The following is a 25,156-nucleotide window of genomic DNA, read 5'->3' as shown; positions in this document are numbered from 1 at the left end:
TCAGCAATCTCCACGTTGGTCTCGAGCCAATAATTCTTGGCAGCCCAGTGGTGGCTTAACCACTTTGCCTAAATGGAAAGGCTGGGGAGGAATAGTGCTGCACGCGCTGAGACCTAGCGCGCTGAGGCCAGCTGCGCTTAAGGCGATGCCAAGATTCGCTAAGAAACGCCGTCTATTCAGTGTTTTCACTGGGAAGTTCTCCTGCTGCTTTAACTTGGAATTAGTTTAGATGGAGCGTAAGGGTCGCTACAGTGTCTTATATGACATATAAAATGCTATTTACGCCGATTGAGAGAATTTACCTTGCGCTGCGCTAATTAATCGCTAATGTGGCGTATATGGCATTTAGTGTGTTAAATAAGTTGTGATAATGGAGGCGGTATGAGTAGGCGGATATTTATTCTTGCTGTTGATGGCGCGATGGCGAGCAGTTTGGTGGGCAATCGTGATTTGTTTATGGTTGCGAATATGATCGCCAAAAACACGGCAAAGAGTGCAGGGCCTTTGTTTGATGTGCGTTTTGTGTCGATGGACGGCGAAGCTATCGAGTGCGTAAACGGCTGTCGTATGGAGGTGGATGGCAGTATTGCTGATATTGGCGCTGGCGATACGCTGTTTAGCCCCGCGTTTATGATTCCTAACGCCGCTAGCGTTGGCGAGAATCTGCTGCAGTGGCGAACGCTGATTAATTGGTTGAGTGCGCATGGCAAGGATTTAGATCTTATTGCCACCAATTGTAGTGGCAGCTATGCGGTGGCGGAGGCGGGCTTGTTAGAGGGTGGCCGTGTGACCACGGCATGGTGGTTGCAAAGTGAAATGCAGCGTCGCTACCCTAATATTCAGGTAGACCGGGATGCAGTATGTGTGTATTCGGGCAATGTGCTTACGGGGGCGGGGTCTAGTTCCTATTTAGATGTTGGCTTGAGCGTGATCGAGAAATACGCCGGCAAGCCATTTGCGCGTTTGCTGGCAAAATACATGATGTTGGACAGTCAGCGGCTAACTCAGGCGCCGTATGCCATTTTGTCTTTGTTCGATAGCAGCGATGAGGTGGTGAATAGATCTGAACAGTGGATTCGGGCAAATTTGGCGCGCGATTTTAAGATTGAGGATTTGGCGGCAAGTGTGGCGGTGAGCCCGCGGACCTTAATTCGCCGTTTTAATAATGCCATTGGTGAGTCACCTCAGGGCCTTACTCAAAAGTTGCGAATAGAGCGCAGTAAAATATTATTAGAAACCACTCAGCTGCGTTTTTCAGAAATTGTGCAGCGTTGTGGCTACCAAGACGAAAGTGCATTTAGGCGGTTATTTAAGCGTTATTGCCAAATGACACCGCGAGAATATCGGCAGCGATTTGTCCGTTCGCCGGAGCTACATGAAATAAAACGGTGATTTAGCGTCGCCTGCGGTTTGCATGCGTGGTGAGCAGTGGTTATGGTTAAGCATCACTCACAGACCGGAGCCGTCGTATGGCCTTACGCAATGCTGTGCAGATGATTTGTTATCCCAATCGTCTTGGTAACAACCTGAAAGATTTACACACCGTGATCGAGCGGCATTTTTCCGATGCGATCGGTGGTGTGCATATTCTGCCGTTTTTTCCCTCCAATGCCGACGCGGGTTTTTCGCCGCTGACCCACAAAGAAGTCGATCCTGAGTACGGTACTTGGGAGGATATCGAGCGTATCTCGTCAAAATACGATCTTTGCTGTGATGTTACGGTAAACCATATTTCAGATGAGTCGGAGGAGTTTAAAGACTTTGTGGCCAAGGGCTACGAGTCCGAATATGCCGACCTATTTGTTCATGTTGATAAGTTTGGCGAGATAAGCGCTGACGATTTGGCGAAGATTCATATCCGCAAAGAGAAGGAGCCGTTTCGACGGGTCGACTTTGCGGATGGCGGAACTGGCCGCGTGTGGTGCACCTTTACCGAGCACCAAATAGACTTAAATTACGAGTCTGAGCTTACTTACCAATTAATGGAAAATTACATCGGCTTTTTGGCTCAGCGTGGGGTGAAGCTGTTTCGGCTAGATGCCTTCGGGTACACCACCAAGCGCATTGGTACTAGCTGCTTTTTGGTAGAGCCCGACGTGTATCGCAATCTCGATTGGATCAACGGGGTTGCTCAGCTACACGGTGCCGAGGTGTTGCCAGAGGTGCACGACCATAGCAGTTATCAGTACGCCATTAGTCGTCGCAATATGCATCCTTATGGTTTTGCATTACCGCCACTCTTATTATTCTCTTTATTGGACGCCAATAGCGTTTATCTGAAAAATTGGCTGCGGATGTGCCCGCGCAATATGGTCACGGTACTGGATACCCACGACGGCATTTGTATTCCCGATGTGGAAGGAGTCTTGTCCGAAGAAAAGATTCGAGCCCTAATCGACAATATATCGAGCCGCAGTGCTGATCCCATTTTGCGCCGCTCCGCCGCCAATATTCACAGTGTTGGTGCCATCTACCAATTAACCTGCACTTTCTACGACGCCCTAATGCGCAATGACGATGCCTATTTGGCAGCCCGCGCGATCCAGTTTTTCACGCCCGGAATACCACAGGTTTACTACGTGGGCTTATTGGCCGGCTGTAATGATAATGAGCTAATGGAGGCGACTGGCGAACTGCGCGATATTAACCGCCATTTCTACAGCATGGAGGAAGTTGACGAGGCGGTTGAACAGCCAATCGTGCAGCGTTTACTGGCTCTTATGCGGTTTAGGAGTAATTATCCGGCCTTTGATGGGCACTTTGAGCTGGGTTACTCCAATGACTCCAGTGTGGCGATGGCCTGGCGTCATGGTGAGTTTTACTGCCACCTGTTTGTTGACCTCAATTTTAATACCGCTACGGTAAGCTATCTTGATGAGGAGTCTTTAGCGGAGTGCCGCTTACAATGTTAACGCCCCCTTGTGTAAACCCCATATTTATAAGGGGTTTACACTGGGATTTGGTAGTAATAAGGGGTAGACAAGCACGGAAATGTCTATATACTCAGTCGCAGCTAGAAAGTTCGACCTATATTTATGTACACCATTTCGAAGTCCTGTCTGTAGTTTTCGTCCTGTACTTCATAAGTAATAGAATCACTTCCAGCCTAACCGATCTGATTTCAGGTCAAAATTACCTTTGAATATTTCAGGAATAAAATTATGTCTACTACTACTGGCACAGTAAAATGGTTCAACGAATCTAAAGGCTTTGGCTTCATCGAGCAAGAATCTGGCCCAGACGTTTTCGCTCACTTCAGCGCTATCTCTGGTTCAGGCTTCAAAACTTTGGTTGAAGGCCAGCGCGTACAGTTCACTGTTACTCAAGGACAAAAAGGTCCTCAAGCAGAGAACATCGTAGCACTGTAATTTGCTATGGGCTGGGCCTTCGGGTTACAGCCAGCTTCAAACCCTTGTGGATTGAATGCTAAAGGGGCAGGACCTACGGGTCTTGCCCTTTTTTCTTTTCAGCAACATTATTTGTATTTGCGCCACCGCCGCGTATTAAATCTGGCGGTATTACAGGAAAAACACCGTGAGCCAGCTAGAATTTTCTACCCTTCCCTTAAATCCCGCTTTATTAGACAACCTGAATTCCTTGGGTTACACCGAAATGACCCCGATTCAGGCCAAGGCCCTGCCGCACACTCTGCACGGCAAAGACGTGATTGCACAGGGAAAAACCGGCTCAGGGAAAACTGCCGTATTTGGTTTAACCCAGTTGCAAAAGCTCGATGTTAAACGCTTCTGCGTACAGTCTCTGGTGTTGTGCCCGACCCGAGAGTTGGCGGACCAAGTTGCCAAGGAGCTGCGTAAGTTAGCGCGGACTATCCACAATATTAAAGTTTTAACCCTGTGTGGCGGTATGCCATTTGGCCCACAAATTGGCTCGCTAGAACATGGCGCGCATATTGTGGTCGGCACGCCGGGACGTATTGAAGAGCATGTGCGTAAAGGCACGCTTAAACTAGACAATGTGAATACCTTGGTTTTGGACGAAGCAGATCGCATGCTGGAAATGGGTTTCCAAGATTCACTGGACACCATTATTGGCTATATTCCTAAAGAGCGGCAGAGCCTACTATTTAGTGCGACGTACCCCGATGAGATTCAAGACATCGCAACCCGAATTATGCAGCGCCCCTTGTTGGTGAAAGTAGAATCTACCCACGACAACAACAGCATTGCCCAACACTTTTTTAAAGTGGCTGATAATACCCAGCGCATTGTGGCGGTGAAATTACTGCTGCTTAGATACCGCCCCGATTCGACGGTTATCTTTTGTAATACTCGCCATGAAACCCAGCAAGTCTGTGATGATTTGCGCGAAGCGGGGTTTAGCGTGCAGGCTTTGCACGGTGATCTTGATCAAAAAATGCGTGACCAAACTCTGGTGCGCTTTGCGAATAAAAGCGTATCGGTATTGGTGGCCACCGACGTTGCCGCGCGGGGCTTGGACATCGATGCCCTAGATGCAGTGATTAACTACCATATTGCCCGCGACGCCGAAGTGCATATTCACCGTATTGGTCGTACTGGCCGCGCCGGTGGTAAGGGTATTGCCTGCAGCCTTTACACGGATCGCGAGAGTGCGAAAATTGCCCGCATTGAAGAAATGCGCGGTAATAAGGTGGTGCCGGAAGCGCTGCCGGATATTAATCATCTCGACAAACCGACCTTCAGACCACCAATGGCCTGCCTGCAGATAGATGGTGGCAAGAAACAGAAAATTCGTCCTGGTGACATTGTCGGCGCGCTGACGGGCGAAAATGGCATTGCGGGAACAGATGTGGGCAAAATCCACGTTTTTGATAATACCGCCTATGTTGCCGTGCGCAATGATGTCGCGGCAGATGGTTTGCGAAAGCTCACCGAAGGAAAATTGAAGGGCCGCAATTTTAGAGTGCGTCGGATTCGCGGTTAGGTCTATCAACGATTGGTTTGATGGCGTTTGAGCGGCGTTTTAATGGGGGAAATATAAATAATGCCGTCTCAGCATATTCTTATATTTGGTAACTCAGGTTCCGGAAAATCGACCTTGGCACGCGCATTAGCGGCGAGCCGAGGTTTTGCTCATCTTGATTTAGATACTCTAGCTTGGCTGCCAAGCTCGCCACCACAGCGAGCGCCTCTCGAGGCCGTTGACGCCGAGCTACGAGACTTTGTTAAAGACAATACCGCGAATAATTGCGGATGGGTGGTAGAGGGCTGTTATACCGATTTATTGGAGTTGCTCAGTGCCAGCGCCGATCATATTGTGTTTATGGACTTGCCGGTGGAGGCGTGTATTGCCAATGCTAAGGCACGCCCCTGGGAACCACATAAATACCCCACTAAGGCTGCGCAGGATGCCAATCTTGAAATGCTGATTGCATGGATTGCTCAGTACAGCAGCCGAGAAGATGAATTTTCCTACGCCGCTCACCGTGAGTTTTACGCCGGTTTTCACGGGCGTAAAACTATCTTCACTGAAAATACCGATCTCGATAGTCTTGAGCTATAAATGCGCTAGACCTAATCGTGTCTAGTGAGCTTGTCTAGCATGCCCATTGCAAAGGCGGAGACCACAAAGGTGAGGTGGATGATCACATACCACATGAGTTTTCCATCATCGATTTTGTCTGCGTTCATAAACACTTTTAATAAGTGAATAGACGATATCGCAACAATAGACGCGGCAACCTTGTTCTTTAGGCTTCCGGTGTCGAGTTTTCCCAGCCACGTTAGCTTGTGATCGTTGTCATCTAAGTCTATTTGCGAGACGAAGTTTTCATAGCCAGAAAACATCACCATCACAAGTAGGCCACCCACCAGCGAAATGTCGATGAGCGACAATACCAGCAATACCAAATCCATTTCTGAGGTTTCAAATATATGCGGTAGCACATGAAATAGTTCTTGGAAAAACTTGATGGCGAGTGCCAAGAGGGCAAAGCTGAGGCCAAGATAAATGGGGGCGAGCAGCCAGCGCGCTGAATACAAAATACGTTCAAAAACTTTTTCAAGCATGTGAAAGACCTTAGTGGCGGCATGAAGATTTTCTGCTCGGCATTTTAGTGGCGCGGACAGGGAAGGCAAAGTATTTGAGTGAAATTTTTAAAATAGCTAGAGGCATGGTGGAAAAATAAGGCGCAACAATCGCAAATGATTGTTGCGCCGGTAATCGCTTAGGCCTTGGGAGCACTTCGTCCCGTATTGGCGCTGCGGTTTCCGCCAGGTCGTGCACTTCTGTTATTACGGTTGGCGGGATTACCTGCGGGGCGCTGGCCGTCGCGGTGTTCGCTGCGATTTTTTGGTCTTGGCTTACGGGCGGGGCGCTGGTTTAAGCGCGACTCTGGCAGTGCATGGCTAGGCTCAAAACCCGCTAATATTTCACGTGGCAGAATTTCTTGAATTAGGCGCTCAATATCCGCCAGTAATTTAAAGTCGTCTGCACACACCAATGACACCGCATTGCCGGTAGCGCCAGCGCGACCGGTGCGACCAATACGGTGTACATAGTCTTCCGGCACATTTGGCAAATCAAAATTAACGACCTGCGGCAGTTGGTCAATATCTAAGCCCCGTGCCGCGATATCCGTTGCAACCAAGGCGCGAACTGCGCCGCTTTTAAAATCAGCTAAGGCTTTAGTTCGCGCGCCTTGGCTTTTATTACCGTGAATCGCAGCGGCGCCAATACCGGCTTTTTCTAAATGCGCTGCAAGGCGATTAGCGCCGTGCTTGGTTTTAGAGAAAATAAGCACCTGCTGCCAATCATTGCTGTGAATTAAATGGGTTAGCAGGCTAGGCTTCTGGCTTTTGTCTACCGGATAAATGCACTGGCTTACGCTTTTGGCGGTGGTGTTTTCTGGGCTAACAGAAATTTCAACTGGATTGTTTACGATGCCTTTTGCAAGCTCGCGAATATCACCGGAGAAGGTCGCCGAGAACATCAGGTTTTGGCGTTGCTTTGGTAGTACCGCCAAAATTTTACGAATGTCATGGATAAAGCCCATGTCGAGCATGCGGTCAGCTTCGTCCAACACGAGAATTTCTAGCTGCTTAAATTTGACCGCGTTTTGATTGTACAAATCTAATAAGCGGCCGGGGGTGGCGACCAGTACGTCTACACCGCGGCGCAATTTAATCATTTGCGGGTTTATCTTAACGCCACCAAACACCACAGCGGAGCGAAGCGGCAGATGCTTGCCGTACGTCGCAACGCTTTCGCCAACCTGGGCAGCTAACTCGCGGGTGGGGGTGAGGATTAATACGCGGGCTTGGTTGGCTTGTGCGCGTTCGCCACGGGACAGCAATTCTAATATAGGCAGTGTAAACCCAGCGGTTTTGCCAGTGCCGGTTTGCGCGGCGGCCATAACGTCACGGCCTTCTAATACTGCGGGTATGGCTTGTGCTTGAATGGGGGATGGGGTGTCGTAACCTTGCTCGGCAACGGCCGCCAAAATCGGGGCAGATAAGCCCAGGGAGGTAAAACTCATAAATAGATCTTCTCAAAAATGTCGCGTGTCGCGGCGTGATGGTCGCAGCCAAGGTGACAGCGGCGTGCAGCTTACTGGAAAAGCCGATTTTTCGCTATAGCACTTACCGTTAGTGCGACGGAATACCGGAGTTGAGAACTGGCATAGGAATAGTAAAGTTAATGGCCGTACCCGATGTGATATTTATAAAATCACCATGCTCGTGTACGACTATTTTCGTAATGGGCTAGTTTCAGAAAAACTGGCTTAGGTCGTTGGCGCCACTGCGGCTCGTGTACAACATAAATTTATTATTCCCGAGCGTAAGGATGCGGCCAATTCCAGAGCTCTTTTTGTCTAGCGGTAGGGCAGGGACTTGTTCTTCGCTAAGCACTACAAATTCAGTGTGTTCACAATAGACTGGGGTGTTGTTGCCATTTTTCACATTTGTTACGGACGAAAAGCCACTTTTACCGTTGAAGGCGACGAAGAGTCTTGTTTCCACGCAGAACGATCGAAAAATGCCGGTACTGTTTTTGTCTAAGACACTTGCAGGTATTGCGAAGTGTGTTTCCACTTGAGCTTGAGCGCTTAAAGATATTAGCAAAGCGAGCAAAGTATATTTTGTCTTCATAAATATATTCATCCTATTTTGGTTACCAATACCATCCGAATCCAATTTCTGATTCATAGGCTATGTTCTTTCGGAATTCCGTCCGAAATTCTATGTTCTTATCAATTTGGTAGCGAGCACTTATCGCGTAACTTTGTTCTGATTTGAGTTGATTGTTGTCATGTAACCTTTGTTCAAAAGCTATTCGGGCTGAAAATTTATTAAGAATTAGCGTGTCAGTAATGCTCGCGCGAACAAACGAGTGGCCTTGTCCATTCTTATTTTCATGTATCGCCCCGCCGATATATCCATTTATAAAATGATAGCTATTTATTTTGTAGCTTTTTCCGATATCTCCTTGAACTCTAGCGACGCTACAATTATCACATGTAAAGTTTTGCCGTTCAGAGCCTCCCCTTAATTTCCAAGAAAGCCCACCATCTCCCGGTAGGTTTGTTTCTGTTTCGACGTTACTTTCGATAGAGAATAAATCAAAGGAGTTTAGAATTAGCCGATCTTTAGTAAGTCGTGCATTGATTTCGAGCATGCCGAGGCGACCGTTTTGACGATGACCTGCGTCAGCATCTAATGTGTCATAGTAGGCTGGGCGTATGTTAATTCCTATTCCATCGAAGTTATTTGAAGATGATACGGCGCTAATCCTGATAGAACTTGGCTTGCGACCGGATTCTGGTCCAAGTTTGACCCTCGGCTCCTTATCCGCAGTTACAGGGGGCTCATTTAGGCTGGCTGCAAGAGCGTCATAGTAAGCAGTAGGTAAAGTAGTGTTGTGATTTTTCAATTTCAGAAATTGGTAATAATTAATCGTTGTATCAATTAAGTTGCGACGTTCATCCGCGTTGAGTTTCGAGTATGTGAAGCTTCCTGGAATATCTGGATTCGCACTGGATTTCTTTAAGAATAGTTTTGCCTTGGTGCTGAGCTTGCTGTATGTGCTATAGAATCGTGACTGTCGTGATGGGTGATATTTGACTTTTTGTACAAGACCAAGTTCGTTTAATTTTTGGGGTAATACTTGGGGTATGGCATAAATAGAATATAGAGCAGGGATTTCTACCTTGTCCGATAGTGTCAAAAGGTCAGCCATTTGGTATGCGCAGTTTTTATTTATAAAAAAGTACTGGAAGTTAATTCCTAGTAATTCCCATGTGTGTGCTGAAATCAGTTTCACATCCTTTTGCGGAAGTTTAAGTTCGTACTCCCAGAGATCACGAAGTTCATTCTCTCCATATTGGTGATTATGGAAATAATATTGAATATTGGTGAAGCTTCCTTGAAAACCGCCAAATAGACCTTTTAATACATAGGGTATTGGCGCGATTTTTCTCGGTAACACTGCACCATAGTTAATGGATTGCTCAATAAGGCTGTTCTGTGAGCTATCCGCATTCGTGTTTAGTTTTATTAGAAGGTGACCATAGTATGAGGCCGGATTTCCGAGATACCCTGTAGCAAGTACTAAGCTAAGAGACTTTATGCCTTCGTTGCTTGTAAATTTTAAATAATCTGAGCAGTGTATTTTTGGTTCACTACTGAGATTGTATTTGTCTTTCAGCCATAAATACCGTGCTCTAAATCGACATTGCGCGTGCAAGTTTGGATTATCATTTGCGGGCAAATAAATTGCCTGTAATGTGGCTAATAGCTCATCTTTTGGGCTAGCCCTACCTTTCTCCGATAAGAAAAACTGTGGCGAGGTGATTGTGCTTTTATATTCATCAGTCATTCCAGCATGGCGTTGGTAGTGAAGTAGCTTTAACCATGTTTTGTCGTTAAATATGTTTTCTGATGCGGTTTCAATGGGTATTGCCGTGGTTCCAAGACTAAATGACGGCAGCCAAAGCAATACAAAGGCAATTGCAAATGCCAAGTTAGAATTCATAGCTCAGGCTTTTTTCAGTTGTAGAGCCAGTCCCTAGGTGCAGCAGTACCTAGGGACTGATTTTGGGATGTGCTTTGAGTATTTGTATTTAGCTGCCGCAGTTTTCTGTCACTGCGCTATTCATCGCGTCGTAGTATGCTGAAGATTTCTCTTGCGCGGTTTTTAATTGGTAATTTGGATTCGTGATTTCAGTGGATAACTTGATACGAATATCACTGGTTGCAGCTGCATGGTTGCTATTTTCGCATCCCATCATGTTTAACATTGAGGTCAGATGTGAGCCGTTTCCACGTGCTGTCTCTTCAAGTAATTCATCGTACGTTCTGTGAATTAATTGAGCAGTTTCAATGGTCTTACCGCTGCACGTCTCTGGGCTAGCTGTTGCTGAAGTAACTGCCGTAATTCCTATATCCCAGATGATGTTAGAGCTTACTGCAGCCCATTTGGTCTTGGTAAAAAGAGCGGCACCAATACCACAATCAGAAAATGGGTTTGGGCCAGAACCAGCTACTTTGTCTTGAGCGACTGTGAGTGAGGACGAAATTAGTAAGATAGATGTTAGTGCAGAGCTTAGGATAGTCTTATTCACGTTGTTCCCTTTATGTTTTGATTTTTTAGTTAATTCCGTTTTACCTGATGGATTAAAGCGTAATATTTTATCAGTGGTCAAGCATTTATTCGCTAAAGTTGATGTGTTAGGCGCCGCTAAATCTTCTAAATCGAAGTGGTGCAATAGTGGGGTTGTGGGTTTCCACGTTTTTTAATTATTCGACAGAGGTGGTCAGATATCATCCTCTTTTTAAGCTTGGCGCCGGCCTTATGGCATGGCTATTTTGATGACGCTTCCAGTCATTTATCAGTAAATACTAGCGCTTTGAGGTGTTTAAATGTTGATTATTGATTTCCGGCTGTATTTGCTCGCTTTCCACCGTCCGGTAGTGCAAGCACCGCCCAACTCCTTTAAACTCACGCCTCGTACAGTTGCGGCCATCTTGGTGCTGCATAAATTAGCTTAGTTAGAAGACCCACACCAATGTCTATTTCACCTTTAAAGCAGGAAATCGCCAAGCGCAGAACCTTTGCGATTATTTCCCACCCCGATGCTGGTAAAACCACAATTACCGAGAAGTTGATTCTGCTGGGGCAGTTGATACAGGTGGCGGGTACGGTTAAAGGCAAGAAAAACGACCGCGCTGCAACCTCAGACTGGATGAGTCTGGAAAAGGAGCGCGGTATTTCGGTTACTTCGTCGGTGATGCAGTTTCCCTATAAAGGTCGGGTCGTGAACTTGTTGGATACCCCCGGTCACGAGGATTTCTCTGAGGATACTTACCGCACACTGACGGCGGTGGACTCGGCGCTGATGATTATCGACGGTGCGAAGGGTGTCGAGGATCGAACCATAAAATTAATGAATGTGTGTCGCCTGCGGGATACTCCGATTCTTAGCTTTGTGAACAAAATGGATAGGGATATTCGCGACCCTATAGAACTGCTTGATGAGGTCGAAAGCGTCTTAGGTATTGCCGCCGCGCCGATCAACTGGCCGATTGGCATGGGGCGGGAGTTTAAGGGTGTCTATAATCTTTACACCGATGTCATTCATGTATTCCAAGCCGGCAAGGGTTCGGTAGTGGCGGAAGATATACAGATTCAGGGCTTAGAAAGCGCTGAAGCGAAGGCCTTGTTGGATGACGAGTACGAGAATTATTTAGACGAGATTGAGTTAGTGCGCGGTGCTAGCCACGAATTTAATCTTGAGGAGTATTTGAACGGCAAAATGACGCCGGTGTATTTTGGTACCGCACTGTCTAATTTCGGTGTTCGCGAAATGCTCGACGGTTTTGTCGAATGGGCACCTGCGCCACTAAATAGGGCGACGGATCAGCGCGAAGTAGACGCCAAGGAAGACGTGTTTGCGGGATTTATTTTTAAGATTCAAGCCAATATGGACCCTAAGCATCGTGACCGCATTGCCTTTATGCGGGTCTGCTCGGGTACCTATCGCAAGGGCATGAAAATGCGTCACGTGCGGATTGGCAAAGACATTAAAATTGCCGACGCAGTGAGCTTTCTCGCCGGTGATCGAGAGCTGCTCGACGAGGCGGTGTCGGGCGATATAATCGGTTTGCACAATCACGGCACTATTCAGATCGGCGACACCTTTACCGAAGGTGAGGATCTCAAATTCACTGGTATTCCTCATTTTGCGCCGGAGCTGTTCCGCCGCATTCGCCTGCGCGACCCCTTAAAGTCAAAACAATTGCAAAAGGGCTTGCAGCAGCTTTCAGAAGAGGGCTCTACACAGGTATTTATGCCCCAGCGCAATAGCGACCTGATTGTTGGTGCGGTCGGAACCCTGCAGTTTGACGTGGTTGCCTATCGCCTAAAGGATGAATACAAGGTGGAGGCCCTGTACGAGCCCATTAATGTGTATACCGCGCGCTGGGTAGACTGTGAAGATCCTAAGAAATTTGAGGAATTTAAGCGTAAGTGCGCTGAGAACTTGGCATTGGACGGCGGTGGGCATTTAACCTACCTGGCTCCAACCCGAGTTAATTTAGCCCTTACCGAGGAGCGTCACCCAGAAGTACGCTTTAGAGCAACCCGAGAGCATTAGGCGGCAAAGCTGACTCTAAGCTGAACACGACCGTGATTATTTCAAAAAGTTGCGGTGAAAATTACGTGATTGAATACTTGTCACAGAAGAATGCTTCCCTACAATGGATAGCACATAACAGGTACGACAATTCAAACGGGGAATAAAACACCATGAAAATGAAAGACATCGTAATTGCGGCGACATTAGTTGGCTTAAGTGGCAGTGTTATGGCTGCTGAAGGTAGTTTCTTAAGCCGTCTGGGCTTGGGTGGCGGTGACTCTAAGTCAGAAGCAAAAGCGGAAGCCAATGTTAGTGTTGACACCAACATCGACGAGAAAGCAGCGGAAGCAAAAGCAAATGCTGACGCCAAGCGCGAGTCTATGAAGGCTGACCTGGACGAGAAAAAAGCCGAAGCAAAAGCTAAGCGCGAAGAGATGAAGGCAAAAGCCGAAGCTGAAAAAGCAGAGCGCAAAGCGGCTAAAGCAGAGCGTGAGGCTCAGGCTAAAGCAGACGCAGAAGCTCGTGCTGAAGAGCGCGCAGCGGCTAAAGCAGAAGCAAAAGCTAAACTAGAAGAGAAAAAATCAGCACTGCGTAGCCTGACCAATATTAAGGTTAATGCAAATGTTGAAGCGGGTGCAGAAGCTCAGTAAAACTGAGGTTTGCAACGCTAAAGGAAAGGGCCTTATCGGCCCTTTTTTATTGCCTGCTTGAAGCACTTACCCGACAATACCGGCATTGTTTAAGAGTGCTTGGATTTGTGAATACCCCCAGTAAGCCCATCCGTCTGGATCGCTATTTGGCCAGCGTGACTGACTATTCCCGCAGCGACGCAAAAAAACTGATTAAATCAGGCGATATTGCCGTCGATGGCCGTGCGGTAACAGACCCTTCGCAGCTAATTCCCGCCACCGCAGATGTCACCCTTATGGGGGCGAGCTTGCGGGCTATAGGGCCGCGCTATTTAATGTTAAATAAGCCGCAGGGCTATGTTTGTGCGGCCCGCGATCGTCGGCATTCGACGGTGCTGGATCTAATGGATGAAGATAATCCGGAGCGTTTGCATGTGGCAGGGCGGCTAGATATTGATACCACAGGGCTGGTGTTGCTGACAGACGACGGGAATTGGTCGCATGCTATTACCTCACCTCAGCGCAAATGCTGGAAAACCTATTATGTAGAAACGGCAGAGCCGATTGCCGAGCGTTGCATTGAGCACTTCGCTCGTGGCGTGTTTTTAAAAGATGATAAGGCGCGAACCCTGCCCGCTGAGCTGAGCATCATCGACGATTGTCGTGCGCGGCTTAAAATCTGTGAGGGGCGCTACCACCAAGTGAAACGCATGTTTGGCGCTGAGGGCAATGCAGTGACCCGCTTACACCGCGAAGCGATTGGCGAGATCAGCCTAGACAGCAGCTTGGCTGAAGGTGAGTATCGCGCCTTAAGCGCCGACGAAATTGCCAGCGTTGGGCACTAGCTTAAAAACGATACGGGTTTGCTGACCCAAGAATCAACATATGCAATGGGTGCCTTGTTAAACATTGCCAAGCAGGAAAAAAAGAACTATGCCTAAATCACGAGTTGGCGCCAGCGCGGGAGAGGGGGCTGCGACAGATACCGCCTTAACTGCGCTGTATCGGCAGTTTTCATCTTTGGTGTCGCCGGTATGGTGGTTTGCAGACGAACATATAGCGGATATGCCACTCCCCCATGCACAGTCAGATTGGCAAAGCTTCACTAATCGCTGTGATATTGCGGATCAGCTGCGCGCCGGCGGTTTTAACGTGGAGCTGGGAGATTTTGATATTCCCGTCGATGCCGTGCAGCCGAGCACGGTGTGTTATCGCGTGTCTAAAGAAAAAGCCATTGTCCACTACCTCATTAATCAGGCCCTGCAAGCCCTGCCAACAGGGGGCAGCTTGCTACTCAGTGGCCATAAAAATGATGGCCTACATAACTACGCAAAAAAGGCCGCCGCGCTGTTAGGCACTAACGCCGATATTAAAAAGCAGGACGGTGGCGCCTACCTCGCAACAATTATTAAACAGCAGGAACCCAGTAGCTTGCTGGACGATAGCCAATACACGCTGATTAGAGAGATCGCCCAAGCCCCGCAATTATTTAGCAAACCGGGCGTGTTTGGTTGGCAAAAACAAGATCGCGGAAGTGCGCTACTTATTGAACATTTGCACACATTTTTAAACATGTTTGAAACTCAGCCAAGCCGTGTTGCGGACTTAGGCTGTGGTTATGGATATATCTCGGTCATGGCGGCACAGCAGTTAGCTGATGCGGAGTGGTTGCTAACCGACAATAATGCCAGTGCGATATTGGCCGCGCGCAAGAACTGTGACGTACACGGCTTAAATGCAGAGTTAGTATTGGCAGATTGCGCTGCTGGTATACAAGGCCCTGTTGATGCGGTCTTATGCAATCCACCATTTCATCAAGGCTTTGCGGTGGCGGGATCGCTGACAGATCGCTTTTTGGCGGCAAGCCACCGCCTGCTAGCTAAAAAGGGGCGAGCGCTGTTTGTCGTGAATCAATTTATACCCCTTGAGCGTAAAGCCCAAGGCCTGTTTCAGGCCTGCGAACTGCTGTGTGAGCAGGACGGCTTTAAGGTCCTGTGCTTACAGAAATAATCCTAGCTTTAGTTACTTGTAGGTATTTGTGTAGTCGGCGCGGGCGTATTTTGCTGAGGTATTTGACCATCTGGCGCGACAGGGTTGAGGATCTCTTCAGGTAATTCCTCAACGGTTGGGATGTCGTCAATATCGCCGTCGCAGGCACTGCCGGCATAAATGGCGCGTTTGAGTAAGCCCTGTGCTAATAGCGATAAGCCGCCGGTATAAATCGCGGCGCCGGTAGACAAGCCTGAGGTAAACATTCCCGCTGGATCGGCGACTATTTTGGGTTTGCTAAAGCTTCCCCCAAGCCTTACTAAGCTGGCTGCTGCGCCAACATTTATTCCCACGCCGGTACGGGCAATGGGGGATACGCCGAGTAAAAATTCTTCCTTGCCGATATCAATATTTCCGGTGCCGATAATTTTAGTTTGTTCGGTTTCTAAAGCGATACCGTCATTACTGACAAACTTGCCCTCGCTACCTTTGAAGTGAACGGCAACACATTCGATATCGGTGCGGGTTTTCTTTTCGGAAAAGGGATTGAGTTTGTCTATGGTTTCACTAAGCACGTCGGAGCCAATGAGATTCAGCGCATTGCCCTGTGCGACTAAATCAGTAATTTTTATATCTAATGTTGCATTCATATTGGCGGCAAATTGATGGGGGCTTAGGCCTTTGCTGTCGGCGTCAAAACGAATGCGCCCTGTGCCTTGATTGATCCCCGCCGCCTTGTCTAGACCAAGCTTGCCGTAGTCATCGGCATCGACGCTGAATTTTATATCCAACTCAGGGATAGCTTTGGCCGCATCTAAAGTGAGGGCGATTTTGGCTTCACCGCCGTCAAAATTCACGGTCGTGTCTTTGAGTTTAAGCAGGCCATTTTTTACGGTTGGTTTGAATTTCGCTTTGCTTATGCGGTTGTAGCCGGTGTCGATGTCTTCAAGTTGAATTTGTAACTCAGCGTTAACGGACTTTAGCGAGTCAAAAGCGATGGGCTCGTCGCTGATGAGCTTTTTCTTGGATGATTTGGTGGGCTTAGGTTTTTCTTCCGTTTTGGATGCATCGGCGGGCGGGTTGAGAAAGGCTAAATCAATTTTCCGCAGCGATAGTGTGCCCTTCAAATTCGATATGTCGTCTGGGGTGTTGGCGGGGGTAAAATTAAGATCTAAGTCCGTACTTTGCTCCCCGAGGCGGCTACTACCCTTTACGGCATAGCTGTCTGCAGTGGTTTTTATGGCTACGTTAATTGCTAGAGGGCCGGCCTCTTGCCAGGGAAGTAGCGCTAGTTTCCAGACCTCCAGACTTTTTTCCGCATCGGCTTTAAGGTCAAATTCTGTATCCGCAATCCCGTTTAAATTAACCGTGCCAGAAGCCTCGGCGCTAATGCCTTGCTGCTTGGCTGTGATTGACACCTTGGCGTCGCTGCCGCTGGTGCTTTCCGCGAGGGGCTCTAGGCTAATATCTGTGGAGAAATCCGTGATTTCACGTTTGCTTGCTAGCTCGACAATTTGGGTGGCACTTAATGTGAGTTTGATGGGATTTTTAACGGCGATATCTGACTTCAGGCCATTTAACTCCCAGCCCATAAGGCTAAGTTTTTTAATGTCGAGATTGACTTGTACGTCGGTGTCGTTGAGCCAGGCCCAGTCTATGGCATCTTCGTCTTTGCTCTCCTTTGTCGTGCTGCTTGCGCCTGTTGCTTTGCTTGTATCGTCTGTCTCGGATTCGCTTTTTGCGGGTAAGAGGCTATCGATATCTAAATTGGCTGAGCGCAGTGTTGCTTTTACCGCGGAGGTCTCCGCGTCGATCTTAATATCGCCTTTTATTTTACTGTCGTTGAGTTCAAGAACGATGTCGCTTAGTTCGTAGTTCGGTGTGATAGCGATATTTGTAGATAGCTTTGTGATGGGTAGTTCTGGAAGTTCGGTATTCGCCAGTTTGCCAAGGGCGTCGGCGCTACGTAGATCGAGATTTAAGGATAGCGTACTGCCGGCTAAGTTCGGACTAAGATACAGCTTGCCCTTACTTTTGATGTCTACGTCTTTGTGGTGCAGTGATAGGTCGTAAGCAAGTATGCCTTGCAGCGGATCGAATAGCGTGATCGCGCTGTGTAGTTCGATATGTTGTTCGAGATAATCGAGGCCAATATAGAAGTCGCCATTGCCGGCTTCGATGCGCTCTGCCCTTAGCTCCGGCAGATAAATTTGGCTTTCATTATCTTTTTTGTCGCGCCAGTTCAAGGTAACTTCGTTAATGGCGATGCGATTAAAATTAAAATCGCCGGGGAGTATTGGCCCCTTGTCGATTTCTTCTGGGCTGGGCATTTCTTCTGCGGATTTTAATTTACTGCTAATCCAGTTCAGTTCGCCGGCCTCATTTTGCGCAACATTAATAACTAATTTTTTAGCACTTAATTCCCAAAAAGCTTTATGGCTGAAGGGGCTTTCTGTTAGGGCGATGGTGATATCGCCAAGGGCGAGCAGCTCTGGCTGTGGCCACTCGGGATTATTAATTTGCAGGCCACTAATTTCAAAGCGTAGTGGATTGAGGTGTGATTGGATGTCAGAAATTTCTATATCTAAGCCGGCAAAGCGTTGGGCGCCAGTGCCTATCAATCCACGAAGTAAATGCGGTTGAATAAGGGCAATGCTGATCACCAATACAATAATGCCAATAATTAGGCCTAGGCCTAGTAAAAACTTCTTGATCACAATGAATACTCTTTTCCGGCTCCGTATTGTCACGGCGCTAGGGTGTTGCCTGAATACCGCTTAAATCTTAGTGCTTGATTGCGCGGCGGATTGCAGATGACGAATGGCCTTACATTAACATTGCTGGGCTAGAGATGGTACCGCTTGTGGGGGGTAGACGGCCATTCGAAGGCGGCGGTATGGGGTATGATAGGGCGCGATAATACTGCGGTTTTTACAGGTAAAAGATAATGATGATGTTTGCTGGAGTACTGTGTGAAGTGGCCTGAAAATTTACAGCGTGGGCGATTGTTAAAACGATATAAACGCTTTTTGGCCGATGTGCTTCTGGAGAGTGGTGAGGAAATTACCGTGCATTGCCCTAATACCGGTGCGATGACCGGTTGCGCACTGCCAGATAGCCGAGTATGGCTGTTGAATAACCACAATCCCAAGCGTAAGTATGCTTATACATGGGAGCTAGTGGAAAGTGAACTTGGTGGGATGATTTGTATTCATTCGGCCCGCGCCAATGCCTTAGTTAACGAGGCATTGGCGACATCGCGAATAGCCCCGCTGGCAAGCTATGCTGAGTGCCAAGCTGAGAAGCGCTTAGCCTCTGGTAGCAGAATTGATTTTTTCCTGACAGATAGCCGTGAAGCTGAGCCCGACTGCTATGTAGAGGTTAAGTCTGTGACCCTGCATTGTGGCGATGGCCTTGGTGCTTTTCCCGATGCGGTTAGCGCACGGGCACTCAAACATATAGACGAGTTACTGCAACTCAAGCGGGATGGCGCGAGGGTGGTGTTATTGTTTGCGGTGCTTCACGAGGATATTAGACGCGTTCGACCGGCATCTGAGATTGACCCACGGTACGCGCAGGCCTTAAAAAATGCGGTAAATGAGGGTTTGGAAGTACTCGCCTACAAGGCGCAGATTAGTGAGAAAGAGCTTGTGCTAGCTGATCGGATTCCCGTGGTGGTATGAGTTCGCGCTCGTAGGCGATTAGTTTTGCACTTGTTCCTCTGTGAGTACCACATAACCATTTTCTATTTTGCTGCCGAGTTTTTTTAGGGCCTTACCGTGACAGGGGCCAGCAATGCACTCCCCCGATTCAATAATGAATAGTGCGCCATGGGTAGCGCATTGAATGAGGGAGTCGTCGTAATCGAGAAATTGATCTTCCTGCCAGTTCAATTCAATACCAAGGTGAGGGCAGCTGTTTTGGTAAACAAAAACCTCACCCCTTGCACGCACGGCAAAGAGTGATTTGTCCGGAAATTTAAAGCCCTTGGAACCGGGCTCGGGGATGTCGTTTAGTGAGCAAAGTGTCAGCATAAAATCTAAGTAATTGGCGGTGTTTGAGGTATCGCGTTTAGCATCCGGTCGTCGCCCTCGCTCATGAAAGCGTGGCGAATCGCAGGCAACATCCGGTCAACTGCATCACGGCCCTCAACAATGGCCTCTGCGGCGCTGCTGAATTCCAATAAGCCAATATGACCAAGGCGCGGCCACAGCATAATGTCGGCGGGTTCGCCGGCGAGTCGGCTGCGGGTAATACGGTCCTGCATAATATTGATAGCACTCATCATGACGCTCATAGTGCCTGGCGGTTCGGGCTTTTTCTCGGTGTCGCTGCTACGGAAATTACTCGCCGCTTCTTTTATTGAATTTGCAAAGCGGCTGAATGCGGCGCCTAAAAAGGGGTCGTCTTCGGCCTCTTCTGGCAGTAGCTCCTCGTCTTCAGATTCCTCTTCTTCGATGGTTTCCTCATTCGCCGGTGCTTTGGCATCGGTGAGGACCTTTTGACGTCCCACTAGGTCGCTATTAAGGTCAACGCCGATAATGATGTCGGCGCCAAGAGCGCGACATACAGATACAGGAACAGGGTTTACTAAGCCGCCGTCAACCAACCATGAGTTGCCAAAGGCAACCGGTGTGAGAATGCCAGGTATTGCCATTGAGGCGCGAACCGCGTCCCATAGGGGGCCGCGTTGCAGCCATACTTCGCGACCCCGCATTAAGTCGGTGGCGACGGCGGCGAAGGGCATGTTTAAATCTTCGATATCGGGGTTGCCGTATTCGTTGATAAAGAATTCGATTAGGCGCGTTGCGTGGGCAACACCACCTGTTGCTGTGAGGCTAACGCTCATATAGTGCAGCACTTGGGTGGTGCTGAGTGATTGTATCCAATCGGTGAAATGCTCTAATTTACCGGTGAGGTAGCATCCGGCGATAACGGAGCCAATTGAGGTGCCGCAAATAATGTCCGGTTGAATACCTAATTCACCGAGGCGCTGAATAACGCCAATGTGGGCCATGCCTCGTGCTGAGCCGCTACCTAGCGCCAAGGCGATTTTCTTGTTACCTAGTGAGGCGTCTTCCAACTTGTGTTACTCCGGAATTTCAACGTCGATCAATTGTCGGTAGTATGATGCCACGACTGGTGACAACTCAACCGCAGGAATAATTTGTACCTAAAAAATGTTAAACACTAATCGCTACAATATCAGCAGAGATTTACTGCTGGGCCGAGACGAGTTGGTGATGAGCTCATTGGACGGAGTGCCAGTTCATCAGGAGATTGTCGCCCCCTTAACCGCGCTTAAGGCATCTGCGGCCAAAGCGGGTTTTGATCTTAGAGTAGGGAGTGGTTTTCGCAGTTTTGATCGCCAGCTAGCTATTTGGAATGCCAAGGCGGCGGGGCAGCGCCAGCTTTTAGATGATGCGGGGCAGGTATTAGATTGGGCTAGTTTGTCTGAGCCAGAATTAATTGCCGCAATATTGCGTTGGTCGGCCTTACCCGGTGCCTCTCGTCATCATTGGGGTAGCGATGTTGATGTATATGACGCCGCCGCTGTGCCTGCGGATTACCGTGTGCAATTGACCCCTGAGGAGGTGGCGGATGCGGGGGTATTTGGCCCCATGCATAAGTGGCTAGATGGCGAGTTTGCGGCGGGGCGCGGCGAAGGGTTTTTTAGGCCTTATAATGTTGATCGCGGTGGGATTGCACCAGAACGCTGGCATTTAAGCTATGCGCCCTTGGCGGCTGAGTGCGACGTTGCGATGCAGGCCGAGCTACTTCACGAAGCATTGCAGCAGCAAGCGGATCTACGTTTGAGAGATGTCGTCTTAAAAGAATTGCCTAATATTTATCAGCGCTATATCGCAGTGCCGACGAGTTGCTATCCGCCGGCTCATGCGCAAGCCCTAAACGGTCGGGAGCCGTTATGAGTTTATCTGTAAGCGAACTTTGGTCAGCAATGACCGCCGAAGCTCGGGAATACGGCCGTAATGAGCCGGTATTGGCAAGTTTCTATCACGCCAGTATTTTAAATCACACGAGTTTTGCCGGTGCTTTAAGTTTTCACATCGCAGCTAAGCTAGATTGTGATTCAGTACCGGCAATGTTGATCAGAGATGTGTTTAATGAAGCGTTTGCCAGCGATGACAGCATTGTTAATGCGGCGGCGCGGGATATCTGCGCCCATTTTGAGCGCGACCCAGCCTGTGATCACTACGGTATGCCGTTTTTGTACTTTAAGGGTTTTCAGGCAATTCAAGCATATAGAATAGCCCACTGGCTGTGGCTACAAGGCCGCGAATCACTGGCTTTGTTTTTGCAGAATCGTATTGCCAGTGTGTTTGATGTCGATATTCATCCCGCCGCGGTAATTGGTAGCGGGGTTATGGTGGATCACGCCACTGGTTTGGTTATCGGCGAAACGGCGGTGGTGGGTAACAATGTCTCTATGCTGCACTCGGTGACCTTGGGTGGTTGCGGGAGTGGGCAGGGGCCGCGTCATCCGCGTATTTGTGACGGGGTGCTGATCAGTGCCGGGGCAAAGGTTCTTGGACCAATTGTAGTGGGTGACGGTGCAAAAATTGCGGCCGGAAGTGTGGTGGTCAGTGATGTGGCTGCACACTCCACAGTGGCGGGTGTTCCGGCGAAGCAGGTAGGTGCATTGTCTGCGGAACTTCCGGCATTAAATATGGATCAGAACATCAGTGACGAAAGTTAGCGCAGCTAGGTTATTGCGTCAGATTTATTGTGTTACATATGTTATATTTTGAGCTATAGTGACGGAACTATATAAAGCGAGGTTAGTGTGAGCGTTAAACTACTGGATAACAAAGCATTCTATGGGTATAGGGTGCGCCGTACCGTGGCGGGCAAGTTGTATCAGGAGTATTTCTCGCTGAAAACCGGCGGCGCGCGCCTTGAAGGTAAGCAGAAAAATGACGTTGAGAAAGAGGCGCTGGCCCGCGACGCGGTGTTAGAAGCTGAACAGCAGCGTTATTTAGATGAAACCAAAGAGGATCGCTGCTTTAAAAGTGACGGCACTGTGCGGGGTATTAGCTATTTATTGAAAACTGAGAAGAGCGGGAATTTAACGCCTATTTTTCAAGTTGGTGTGGCGTCAAAAGTTGAAAACAAAACCGTGTGTACCAGTTTTTCTTTAAATGCCCACGGTAGTGACGACGCGTGGAACCGAGCGGTTGAGGCTTATGCTAAGCATAAATCGATTCGTAAAAATACTAAGTTGTATCAGCGCTTACTAAAGGCGATGCCCAAGGTTTCCTAGGCAAATTACTGCTTTTAGCTGCGGATTGTAAAAGACGGGGTCTGAAAAGGCGCCGTTTTTTTATGCCTGAAAGTAAATATTAAGGTTGGTTTACGGTGCGCTTGAGGAGGGTGGCGGAGTCGTGAATACGACTCCGCCTAAGTAGCTTAGCCTTTGTAGGCCGCAGCTGCTTTCATGATTTCTGCTTTGGCTTCTTCGCTGCCAGCCCAGCCATCAACTTTAACCCACTTGCCTTTCTCTAGATCTTTGTAGTTTTCAAAGAAATGTTCAATTTGCTTGATTAGCAATTCAGGCAGGTCAGAAGGTTCTTTCACGTCTTGGTATAACACGGTCAATTTATCGTGTGGCACTGCCAGTAATTTAGCGTCTTTACCCGCTTCATCGCTCATGTTCAAAATGCCGATAGGGCGTGCGCGGATAACTGAACCTGGTACTACTGGGTATGGGGTTACAACAAGTACATCCAGTGCGTCGCCGTCTTCAGATAGGGTGTTTGGAATATAGCCATAATTAGCTGGGTAGAACATGGGGGTTGCCATGAAGCGGTCTACCATCAGTGCGTCGAATTCTTTTTCGATTTCGTACTTGATTGGGCTGCTGTTGGCAGGGATTTCGATGGCAACGTAGATGTCGTTTGGCAGATCTTTGCCAGCTGGAATTTGGTTGTAGCTCATTGTGGGCTTCCGTTTCAGATTGTGTTTTGGGGTTGATAAATCTGCGCAGATTATAAACTGTGTAGTGGCGGATTACCAAAGGCAGGCGCAGCTCAATCTGGTGGGGTGTGTACTTGCTGTGCTAATTCTATAAATGTGGTGGCATGGCTTGGTGCTAAGTTTGTTTAATCGTTCGATTAAACAAACTACAATACATTGCGCGTTTGAGCGGTTTTCTATAGCGAGGTGTGTTGTGATTACGTTCGATTTTAGCCAGAAAATAGTGCTTGTTACTGGTGGCAGTCAGGGTATTGGCTACGCCATAGCGCGGGGCTTTGCTGAGGCAGGTGCCGAGGTCCACATTACCGGCACGCGGGCTAGTACGGCGGATTATGGAAATGATTTATCTGATTTTGTTTATCATCAATTAGACTTGGCCGAAGATGTGGGTCGGCAGCGGCTTACAGAGGCGTTTTCGACACTCGATATATTGGTAAACAACGCCGGTTCCGCTGAGCTTGGTGAGTACGATTATCGCACGTATTTAAGGACCATTGAGGTGAATTTAAACAGTGTGGTTGATCTCTGTTATCGCTTTTATGAACGTCTGTGCGAGCGTAAGGGGGCGATCATCAATGTTGGTTCCAGTGCGAGTTTTATTGCCTTGCGGGACTATCCTGCGTATACCGCCAGTAAATCTGGTTTATTGGGCTTCACACGAGCGATAGCCGATAAGTGGGTGAGCCGCGGCGTAAGGGTGAATTTGGTGGCTCCGGGATTTATTGATACAAAAATAATTGATTGGGCAAAAAGTGACACAGCACGGCAGGCCGAGATTTTACGCTCGATACCTGCTGGGCGATGGGGGAAGCCTGATGAGGTCGCCGCAACGGTGATGTTTTTAGCTTCTCCGGAAGCTGCCTACATCACCGGCCAGAGCATCGTGGTAGATGGTGGTTTGATGTTGCGTTAGCGCTGGGGAGCCTCTGCACAAGCGGTTGATACCTCAGGCTTTGCCTTAAAGCGCTCAGCAAGGCGGCGTTATGCAGGAAGGCTGGTTGCCTTTCAAGTAATTTCAACGCAGCTGAGCGCTTTAAGGTAAAGCCCCGGAGGGCGGGCCTTTGGAGCGCACTGGACGGCGTTGCCGCACTCATCAAGGACAACCAGCCTTGATCCTCGCGCGTCGCCTTGCCAGTACGCCCCAAAGACTCCGCTGAGATATTACCCGCTTGTGCAGAGGCTCCCTAGGTCTTAATGCTTGTATTTGAATCTATGCAAAGGGTTTTGAGGATGGTATCGGCGACAAAATTAATATATTTGTCGCGGATTTCTGGCGTGAGTTCGGAATTTCCGGTGACAATTTTGCGTGAGTGGCGGGCGTAAAAAATATAGTCGCAGGCGCCGATAACGGAATAATAAAACATCATCGGGTCTATTTTATGAAAAATGCCGGCTTGCAAACCCTCGTCGAGTATTTTGGTTTGGGATTCGAGCAGGGGCTTCACAAAAAAATTCACCATTTCTTCGGCAACAATGGGATCCTTGCTGTCCATCAGGGTGTGAATAAGGCGGTTTAAATAGGGGACTTTGGCATAAGTTTTAACAACGCCAGCAACGTGTAAACGCACTTTTTGTATGGGCGATACATCCATAGCCAGCAGTTGATCAAGCAAACCAAGTGTTGACGCGGCATCTCGTTCAACCAGCGCCAGTAGCAGGCCTTCTTTATTGCCAAAATGGTATTTGATTAGGGCCGAGTTGAGTCCTGACGCCTCCGCGATATCACTGAGTGATATGTCGATCGCATTGCGCTCGGTGAGTATGGTGCTCGCGGCGTTGAGTAGTTGGTCTTTGGAGTTATTTCGTTTTTTGGCGGTTTTACGCTTGGGCTTGCTTACGGCAACGGTCATATCGGCCTGTTTTTCCAATATAAATAGCGGTGATTAACAAAAAGTTGGCTGGTTTATGCAGATCCTAGCATAAATTTAACTGATCGCTTAGTTTTTGTTTGCTTAGCTATATTAGAGGT

25 protein-coding genes are annotated in these 25,156 nt (G+C 48.4%); 14 read left to right on the top strand and 11 right to left on the bottom strand.

The window, feature by feature from the left end; translation table 11 throughout:
- Nucleotides 1-189 carry a hypothetical protein gene (locus C0068_RS19620; RefSeq protein WP_103682510.1) on the bottom strand — a complete coding sequence of 63 codons (189 nt, stop codon included), beginning with the start codon at nucleotides 187-189 and terminating at the stop codon, nucleotides 1-3.
- A gap of 192 nt (nucleotides 190-381) precedes the next feature.
- Between C0068_RS19620 and C0068_RS00375 the strand changes: the two genes are divergently transcribed.
- From C0068_RS00375 to C0068_RS00355, 5 genes are all read left to right on the top strand, one after another.
- Entirely contained in the window at nucleotides 382-1,392 is a 1,011-nt protein-coding gene (locus tag C0068_RS00375; protein WP_103682509.1) for a GlxA family transcriptional regulator, read from the top strand.
- A 77-nt stretch (nucleotides 1,393-1,469) separates the two neighbouring features.
- On the top strand, nucleotides 1,470-2,912 hold the full coding sequence (gtfA, locus tag C0068_RS00370) for a sucrose phosphorylase (RefSeq protein ID WP_103682508.1): 1,443 nt from the start codon (nucleotides 1,470-1,472) through the stop codon (nucleotides 2,910-2,912).
- 249 nt (nucleotides 2,913-3,161) lie between these two features.
- Nucleotides 3,162-3,368, top strand: coding sequence for a cold-shock protein (locus C0068_RS00365; protein ID WP_008251819.1), 207 nt, complete (start codon nucleotides 3,162-3,164; stop codon nucleotides 3,366-3,368).
- Between the two features lie 166 nt (nucleotides 3,369-3,534).
- On the top strand, nucleotides 3,535-4,923 hold the full coding sequence (dbpA, locus tag C0068_RS00360; RefSeq protein WP_103682507.1) for an ATP-dependent RNA helicase DbpA: 1,389 nt from the start codon (nucleotides 3,535-3,537) through the stop codon (nucleotides 4,921-4,923).
- 60 nt (nucleotides 4,924-4,983) lie between these two features.
- Complete coding sequence (locus C0068_RS00355; RefSeq protein ID WP_103682506.1) at nucleotides 4,984-5,502, top strand: AAA family ATPase; 519 nt, start codon at nucleotides 4,984-4,986, stop codon at nucleotides 5,500-5,502.
- Between the two features lie 11 nt (nucleotides 5,503-5,513).
- Here C0068_RS00355 and C0068_RS00350 read toward each other — a convergent pair whose 3' ends face one another.
- The 5 genes from C0068_RS00350 to C0068_RS00330 all read right to left on the bottom strand — a co-directional run bounded on the left by C0068_RS00350 (nucleotide 5,514) and on the right by C0068_RS00330 (nucleotide 10,642).
- Nucleotides 5,514-6,008, bottom strand: coding sequence for a TIGR00645 family protein (locus C0068_RS00350; RefSeq protein WP_103682505.1), 495 nt, complete (start codon nucleotides 6,006-6,008; stop codon nucleotides 5,514-5,516).
- 158 nt (nucleotides 6,009-6,166) lie between these two features.
- Nucleotides 6,167-7,477 carry a DEAD/DEAH box helicase gene (locus C0068_RS00345; protein WP_103682504.1) on the bottom strand — a complete coding sequence of 437 codons (1,311 nt, stop codon included), beginning with the start codon at nucleotides 7,475-7,477 and terminating at the stop codon, nucleotides 6,167-6,169.
- A 232-nt stretch (nucleotides 7,478-7,709) separates the two neighbouring features.
- Nucleotides 7,710-8,147: a hypothetical protein gene (locus tag C0068_RS00340; RefSeq protein WP_103682503.1), complete on the bottom strand. Its 438-nt coding sequence runs from the start codon at nucleotides 8,145-8,147 to the stop codon at nucleotides 7,710-7,712.
- On the bottom strand, nucleotides 8,113-9,972 hold the full coding sequence (locus C0068_RS00335; protein ID WP_103682502.1) for an Lnb N-terminal periplasmic domain-containing protein: 1,860 nt from the start codon (nucleotides 9,970-9,972) through the stop codon (nucleotides 8,113-8,115). Before C0068_RS00335 ends, C0068_RS00340 begins: the two co-directional genes overlap by 35 nt.
- A gap of 88 nt (nucleotides 9,973-10,060) precedes the next feature.
- Nucleotides 10,061-10,642, bottom strand: a complete 582-nt coding sequence (locus C0068_RS00330) for a DUF3015 family protein (RefSeq protein ID WP_233208695.1) — start codon at nucleotides 10,640-10,642, stop codon at nucleotides 10,061-10,063.
- Nucleotides 10,643-11,005: 363 nt separating this feature from the next.
- On the opposite strand from C0068_RS00330, the gene C0068_RS00325 reads away from it, so the two are divergent.
- From C0068_RS00325 to C0068_RS00310, 4 genes are all read left to right on the top strand, one after another.
- Entirely contained in the window at nucleotides 11,006-12,592 is a 1,587-nt protein-coding gene (locus C0068_RS00325) for a peptide chain release factor 3 (protein WP_103682501.1), read from the top strand.
- Between the two features lie 152 nt (nucleotides 12,593-12,744).
- Nucleotides 12,745-13,224, top strand: a complete 480-nt coding sequence (locus C0068_RS00320; RefSeq protein ID WP_103682500.1) for a hypothetical protein — start codon at nucleotides 12,745-12,747, stop codon at nucleotides 13,222-13,224.
- A gap of 107 nt (nucleotides 13,225-13,331) precedes the next feature.
- Nucleotides 13,332-14,048: a 16S rRNA pseudouridine(516) synthase RsuA gene (gene rsuA, locus C0068_RS00315; protein WP_233208694.1), complete on the top strand. Its 717-nt coding sequence runs from the start codon at nucleotides 13,332-13,334 to the stop codon at nucleotides 14,046-14,048.
- 88 nt (nucleotides 14,049-14,136) lie between these two features.
- Nucleotides 14,137-15,213: a class I SAM-dependent methyltransferase gene (locus tag C0068_RS00310; protein ID WP_103682499.1), complete on the top strand. Its 1,077-nt coding sequence runs from the start codon at nucleotides 14,137-14,139 to the stop codon at nucleotides 15,211-15,213.
- Between the two features lie 8 nt (nucleotides 15,214-15,221).
- Here the strand turns inward: C0068_RS00310 and C0068_RS00305 are convergent, their stop codons facing one another.
- Nucleotides 15,222-17,909: an AsmA family protein gene (locus tag C0068_RS00305; RefSeq protein WP_103682498.1), complete on the bottom strand. Its 2,688-nt coding sequence runs from the start codon at nucleotides 17,907-17,909 to the stop codon at nucleotides 15,222-15,224.
- 255 nt (nucleotides 17,910-18,164) lie between these two features.
- On the opposite strand from C0068_RS00305, the gene sfsA reads away from it, so the two are divergent.
- Nucleotides 18,165-18,875 (top strand): DNA/RNA nuclease SfsA, encoded by a 711-nt coding sequence (sfsA, locus tag C0068_RS00300; protein ID WP_103682497.1) that lies wholly within the window; start codon nucleotides 18,165-18,167, stop codon nucleotides 18,873-18,875.
- An 18-nt stretch (nucleotides 18,876-18,893) separates the two neighbouring features.
- On the opposite strand, the gene C0068_RS00295 is transcribed toward sfsA, so the two are convergent.
- Both C0068_RS00295 and C0068_RS00290 read right to left on the bottom strand, forming a co-directional pair.
- On the bottom strand, nucleotides 18,894-19,226 hold the full coding sequence (locus C0068_RS00295) for a Rieske (2Fe-2S) protein (protein WP_103682496.1): 333 nt from the start codon (nucleotides 19,224-19,226) through the stop codon (nucleotides 18,894-18,896).
- Between the two features lie 5 nt (nucleotides 19,227-19,231).
- Nucleotides 19,232-20,275: a patatin-like phospholipase family protein gene (locus C0068_RS00290; protein WP_199176070.1), complete on the bottom strand. Its 1,044-nt coding sequence runs from the start codon at nucleotides 20,273-20,275 to the stop codon at nucleotides 19,232-19,234.
- Nucleotides 20,276-20,372: 97 nt separating this feature from the next.
- On the opposite strand from C0068_RS00290, the gene C0068_RS00285 reads away from it, so the two are divergent.
- The 3 genes from C0068_RS00285 to C0068_RS00275 all read left to right on the top strand — a co-directional run bounded on the left by C0068_RS00285 (nucleotide 20,373) and on the right by C0068_RS00275 (nucleotide 22,474).
- Nucleotides 20,373-21,122: a M15 family metallopeptidase gene (locus tag C0068_RS00285; RefSeq protein WP_103682495.1), complete on the top strand. Its 750-nt coding sequence runs from the start codon at nucleotides 20,373-20,375 to the stop codon at nucleotides 21,120-21,122.
- A complete protein-coding gene (gene cysE / locus C0068_RS00280; protein ID WP_103682494.1) occupies nucleotides 21,119-21,910 on the top strand; it encodes a serine O-acetyltransferase in 792 nt (263 codons plus the stop codon). The genes C0068_RS00285 and cysE overlap by 4 nt, the downstream gene beginning before the upstream one ends.
- Nucleotides 21,911-21,997: 87 nt before the next feature.
- Nucleotides 21,998-22,474, top strand: coding sequence for a hypothetical protein (locus tag C0068_RS00275; RefSeq protein ID WP_103682493.1), 477 nt, complete (start codon nucleotides 21,998-22,000; stop codon nucleotides 22,472-22,474).
- 146 nt (nucleotides 22,475-22,620) lie between these two features.
- Here the strand turns inward: C0068_RS00275 and ppa are convergent, their stop codons facing one another.
- The gene (gene ppa / locus C0068_RS00270; protein WP_103682492.1) at nucleotides 22,621-23,148 is read right to left on the bottom strand and encodes an inorganic diphosphatase; all 528 of its coding nucleotides are present in this window, start codon (nucleotides 23,146-23,148) and stop codon (nucleotides 22,621-22,623) included.
- Between the two features lie 232 nt (nucleotides 23,149-23,380).
- Here ppa and C0068_RS00265 point away from each other — a divergent pair, with 232 nt between their 5' ends.
- On the top strand, nucleotides 23,381-24,100 hold the full coding sequence (locus C0068_RS00265) for an SDR family NAD(P)-dependent oxidoreductase (protein ID WP_199176069.1): 720 nt from the start codon (nucleotides 23,381-23,383) through the stop codon (nucleotides 24,098-24,100).
- A gap of 271 nt (nucleotides 24,101-24,371) precedes the next feature.
- Here C0068_RS00265 and C0068_RS00260 read toward each other — a convergent pair whose 3' ends face one another.
- Nucleotides 24,372-25,037, bottom strand: coding sequence for a TetR family transcriptional regulator (locus C0068_RS00260; protein ID WP_103682490.1), 666 nt, complete (start codon nucleotides 25,035-25,037; stop codon nucleotides 24,372-24,374).
- Nucleotides 25,038-25,156: the final 119 nt, after the last annotated feature.

It is taken from the genome of Zhongshania marina (genome assembly GCF_002915595.1).
Classification (GTDB): domain Bacteria; phylum Pseudomonadota; class Gammaproteobacteria; order Pseudomonadales; family Spongiibacteraceae; genus Spongiibacter; species Spongiibacter marinus_B.
Note: the sequence above shows the minus strand (reverse complement) of the source record. Positions and strands in the feature narration are given on the sequence as shown.

Bases quoted from the DNA above. Each gene is read 5' to 3' on its own strand.
- C0068_RS00295 (WP_103682496.1), bottom strand. From the start codon at position 19,226: ATGCTGACACTTTGCTCACTAAACGACATCCCCGAGCCCGGTTCCAAG.
- C0068_RS00340 (WP_103682503.1), bottom strand. From the start codon at position 8,147: ATGAATCAGAAATTGGATTCGGATGGTATTGGTAACCAAAATAGGATG.
- ppa (WP_103682492.1), bottom strand. From the start codon at position 23,148: ATGAGCTACAACCAAATTCCAGCTGGCAAAGATCTGCCAAACGACATC.
- C0068_RS00355 (WP_103682506.1), top strand. From the start codon at position 4,984: ATGCCGTCTCAGCATATTCTTATATTTGGTAACTCAGGTTCCGGAAAA.
- C0068_RS00350 (WP_103682505.1), bottom strand. From the start codon at position 6,008: ATGCTTGAAAAAGTTTTTGAACGTATTTTGTATTCAGCGCGCTGGCTG.
- C0068_RS00325 (WP_103682501.1), top strand. From the start codon at position 11,006: ATGTCTATTTCACCTTTAAAGCAGGAAATCGCCAAGCGCAGAACCTTT.
- C0068_RS00345 (WP_103682504.1), bottom strand. From the start codon at position 7,477: ATGAGTTTTACCTCCCTGGGCTTATCTGCCCCGATTTTGGCGGCCGTT.
- C0068_RS00285 (WP_103682495.1), top strand. From the start codon at position 20,373: ATGTTAAACACTAATCGCTACAATATCAGCAGAGATTTACTGCTGGGC.
- C0068_RS00375 (WP_103682509.1), top strand. From the start codon at position 382: ATGAGTAGGCGGATATTTATTCTTGCTGTTGATGGCGCGATGGCGAGC.
- gtfA (WP_103682508.1), top strand. From the start codon at position 1,470: ATGGCCTTACGCAATGCTGTGCAGATGATTTGTTATCCCAATCGTCTT.
- C0068_RS00365 (WP_008251819.1), top strand. From the start codon at position 3,162: ATGTCTACTACTACTGGCACAGTAAAATGGTTCAACGAATCTAAAGGC.
- C0068_RS00310 (WP_103682499.1), top strand. From the start codon at position 14,137: ATGCCTAAATCACGAGTTGGCGCCAGCGCGGGAGAGGGGGCTGCGACA.
- cysE (WP_103682494.1), top strand. From the start codon at position 21,119: ATGAGTTTATCTGTAAGCGAACTTTGGTCAGCAATGACCGCCGAAGCT.
- C0068_RS00335 (WP_103682502.1), bottom strand. From the start codon at position 9,972: ATGAATTCTAACTTGGCATTTGCAATTGCCTTTGTATTGCTTTGGCTG.
- C0068_RS00320 (WP_103682500.1), top strand. From the start codon at position 12,745: ATGAAAATGAAAGACATCGTAATTGCGGCGACATTAGTTGGCTTAAGT.
- C0068_RS00260 (WP_103682490.1), bottom strand. From the start codon at position 25,037: ATGACCGTTGCCGTAAGCAAGCCCAAGCGTAAAACCGCCAAAAAACGA.